Origin of the sequence: Niastella sp., from assembly GCF_045805085.1 — a bacterium.
Taxonomy (GTDB): domain Bacteria; phylum Bacteroidota; class Bacteroidia; order Chitinophagales; family Chitinophagaceae; genus Niastella.
In genome coordinates, this window is the sequence record NZ_JBJMLX010000202.1 from 1 (window position 1) to 3,896 (window position 3,896).

At 38.3% G+C, this 3,896-nt stretch carries 4 protein-coding genes; all 4 read left to right on the forward strand.

Annotation, left to right across the window (positions count from 1 at the left end; genetic code table 11):
* The first annotated feature begins 884 nt into the window (after window positions 1–884).
* Genes ACJ751_RS10400 through ACJ751_RS10415 form a run of 4 tightly spaced genes read left to right on the forward strand, consistent with a single transcriptional unit; the run spans window position 885 to window position 3,697 of the window.
* Window positions 885–1,394: a UpxY family transcription antiterminator gene (locus tag ACJ751_RS10400; protein ID WP_407745426.1), complete on the forward strand. Its 510-nt coding sequence runs from the start codon at window positions 885–887 to the stop codon at window positions 1,392–1,394.
* Entirely contained in the window at window positions 1,391–2,395 is a 1,005-nt protein-coding gene (locus ACJ751_RS10405; protein ID WP_407745427.1) for a Gfo/Idh/MocA family protein, read from the forward strand. Before ACJ751_RS10400 ends, ACJ751_RS10405 begins: the two co-directional genes overlap by 4 nt.
* Window positions 2,392–2,853, forward strand: a complete 462-nt coding sequence (locus ACJ751_RS10410) for an acyltransferase (protein WP_407745428.1) — start codon at window positions 2,392–2,394, stop codon at window positions 2,851–2,853. The genes ACJ751_RS10405 and ACJ751_RS10410 overlap by 4 nt, the downstream gene beginning before the upstream one ends.
* A gap of 55 nt (window positions 2,854–2,908) precedes the next feature.
* Window positions 2,909–3,697 carry a polysaccharide biosynthesis/export family protein gene (locus ACJ751_RS10415; RefSeq protein WP_407745429.1) on the forward strand — a complete coding sequence of 263 codons (789 nt, stop codon included), beginning with the start codon at window positions 2,909–2,911 and terminating at the stop codon, window positions 3,695–3,697.
* Window positions 3,698–3,896 lie beyond the last annotated feature (199 nt).

Genomic DNA, 3,896 nt, shown 5'->3' on the forward strand with positions numbered 1-3,896 from the left:
AAAAGCAACCGTAGCACCCCGGAAAACATCAAGGGAATAGAAGCGTTTTTGCAAGATATTACATTTGATAGGAAAGATAAGGAACCTGTAAACAGGAAACAAGATATTGAAAGCACAGCAGGCATTTCTCTATCTGTAAAAGACATGCGGTTTTCTGCGAACGAGTGGTAGCTTATGTCAGATAACAATATTTATTAAATCGTGTACGTTTTTGGCGTGGCCTATAGAAACCTGCTGGCGCACAATTGGTCATTATTCAAAAAGATAAATAATTACTTTTCTTTAATGATACCGTGATGGGGGTATTAGCCTTTCCTCTGTTTATAATCGGGTTTTTGCATGGCCAAAATAATAACCTGGGTTTACAACTTGTGAAAGATTGATTATAGAAATGATTTACCTTGCGCCAATCGTAAAAAGGGGTTGAATGGGCGTGTTAATTCTTTTTAATGTGTTTTTTAGTTTATTGATAACAGATTGGGACTGAGAAAACGGCATTTTTGGTTGAAAAATAATAGTTTAAGATTTTTTACACATGTTTATACACATTAAAAAACACCTATATTTGCACCCGTTCCGTAGCGCACTTGCAGGCTTTTGCCAATGGAAGTACCGAATGGTTAAAACTTCTATGCTTTAGAATAAAAACATGGAAAGAATTCCTGTGGACGAAAAAACTGTTACGCTAAATAAATTTTATAATGGAAGGGTATAAGGAGTACTTCATTGAAGTGGCTCACTTATATCCTTTTATTATTGTTGGGAGATTAGTGATATGATATAATGTACTGAATTACAGTTGGTTGCAGAGATAATCTGTGGCTGAGGAGGCGAAGCTCTGCGTAATTCTTACTAATAATTGTTGACGTTTTTGGCATCTTTTTATGGCTGCACCAACATCAAAAAAATGGTTTGCTGTTTATACCCGCCCTCGCTGGGAAAAGAAGGTGCATAAACTACTGGAAGAAAAAGGTATTGAAAGTTATTGCCCCCTCAATAAAGTGCATCGCAAGTGGAGTGATCGGATAAAAATTGTTGATGAGCCCCTGTTTAAATCATACGTGTTTGTAAAAGTGAATGAAGACGAAAAAACGCAGGTGCGAATGACTGATGGGGTGGTGAATTTTATATACTGGTTGGGCAAGCCTGCGAATATCAAAGAAAAAGAAATTGAGACCATCAAACGTTTTTTAAACGACCATCACGATGTGGAAGTACGGCCTGTTGATATTGAAGCAGGAAAGAAAGTAATGGTGCAAAGTGGTATATTAATGGGTAAGGAAGGAACCGTAAAGAAAGTATTGCACAAAAAAGTTGAAGTAGTTATAGAAAGTATAGGGTTTATTCTTTCAGCCTATATTGATAAATCAAAGATCCTGCTTCTTGACAAGTGATTAGGTTTGCTATTATAGGTTGTGGACGAATTGCTCAGCGACATGCAGAGGACATAAATAAGAAAGGTACTTTGGTCGCAGTTTGTGATGTGGTAAAAGAAAGGGCTGATAAGCTGGCGAATAAATACAATGCGATAGCTTACTATTCTATAGAAGAGCTTTTAAAGGCAGCCGGTAATTTTGATGTGGTGTCGGTATGTACGCCAAATGGTTTACATGCAGAACATAGTATAAAAGCTTTAGGAGCAGGATTGCATGTGTTGTGTGAAAAGCCTATGGCGTTACGGGTTAAAGATTGTGAGTTAATGATAAGTGCGGCTGAAAAAAATAATAAGCGACTGTTTATTATTAAACAAAACCGGTATAACCCGCCGGTAGTAGCCGTTAAGAAAATACTGGATGAAGGAAGGCTTGGCAAAATTTACAGTATTCAGCTTAATTGTTTCTGGAACAGAGGCGCTGATTACTATGCCAACAGCTGGAAGGGTACTTTGAAACTGGACGGTGGTACGTTGTTTACACAGTTCAGTCATTTTATAGATCTTTTATTGTGGATGATTGGTGATGTAAAACTTGTACAGTCAATGATGGCTAATTATGAGCACCAGGGTATTATTGAATTTGAAGATACAGGTGTGGTGATACTGCAATTTGTGAATGGCGCCATCGGTACCATCAATTATACAGTGAACAGTTATTCTAAAAATATGGAAGGATCGCTGACCATCTTTGGTGAAAAAGGAACGGTGAAGATCGGTGGTCAGTATCTGAATGAGCTGGAATATCAGAATATTAAAGATTATACCATAGCCGATTTACCAGCCGGGAACATTGCCAATGAATATGGCAATTATGTGGGATCGATGAGTAATCATGATAAGGTATACGATAATCTTATAGATGTATTGCTGCACAATGGATCAATGACGACCAGTGCCTGGGATGGGCTGAAAACAGTTTCTGCTATTGAAAAAATTTATAGCGCCACCACCCAGCTATGAACCAACCTATTTTATTATCATCTCAAATACGCGACGTTTCTTTTGGAAGAGATGTAAAGGTGGTTCAGCCGGTTAATTTGTATGATTGTACAATCGGCGATGATTGTTTTATTGGGCCGTTTGTAGAGATACAAAGTAATGTAGTAGTAGGAGAACGTACCCGGATACAATCGCATAGTTTTATTTGTGATGGAGTAACAATTGGCGAAGATTGTTTTATTGGGCATGGGGTAATGTTTGTTAATGATGTGTTCTCAAGCGGTGGCCCTTCTGGAGACAGAAATGCCTGGAAAATGACCACCATCGGAAACAGGGTTTCAATAGGCTCTAATGTGACTTTGTTGCCGGTATCAATATGTGATGGAGTAGTGATTGGAGCAGGAGCCGTGGTTACAAAGGATGTAAAAGAAAAAGGTATTTACGCTGGCAATCCGGCGAAGTTAATACGGTCGCTTTGATTAGATTCGTAAAAGAATAATCGAAGTTTAAATTAGTCATTAATACTCTATCAATATGTTGCAAACGCCCGTATCACGTTTTATACAGGCTTGTATTTTTGTAGTAGTTGTAATGTTTATGGGTTCTTGTACCAGTACCAAGAAAGCCCGGGAAGAATTGAAATATCTTGACGGTAAATTGGATATTCCCGAAAACTTAAAGGTAGCTGTAAAAGAAGTTGTCATTCAAAAAGGTGATTTGTTAAGCATTTACGTTTATAGCGATAATCCTGAAGCTACTGCTATTTTTAACCAGCAGATCACAAAAGCAGGTGCAGGCGGTGCTACTGGCTACCTGGTTGACCAGGAAGGCAATATCCGTTTTCAAACATTGGGTGTGTTACATGTGGAAGGCCTGACCAAGCAGGAATTAATGAAGATGATGGATGAAAAGCTTAAAGTGTATTTAACCAACCCTTACACCGATGTACGTTTTCTTAACTTTCACGTTAACATATTGGGAGAAGTAAATAAGCCCGGCCCCTATTCTATTCCGGAAGAAAAGCTTACCATCCTTGAACTGGTGGGTTTGGCCGGCGATCTTACAATATATGGACGAAGGGATAATTTGCTGGTGATACGTGAAAAGGAGGGAAAGCGTGAGTTTGGCCAGATTAACCTGAAAGATCCGAACTTGTTCCAGTCGCCTTATTTTTCTCTGCAGCAGAACGATGTAGTGATGGTATACTCCAACGAAAGAAAGCAAACAGGCAGCGACCAGCAATTATACCGCAACTTGACCATTGTCTCAGCAGTGGCTAGTTTAGTATCTATTGTTGCTATTGTATATAATATATTGAGGTAGGTGACATTGAATATTGAGTGTGAAACATAATTTTTAATTATTTATTAAACACCTGCAATGAACGAACAGGAAAGTCAGCAAAGTGTTAAAGTATCAATAAAGGATTTTTTGATGCGCTACGTACGGTACTTACCAATTTTGGTAATATCTGTAAGTATTGCATTGGTTTGCGCTTACGCATATCTGCGGTATTCAACAC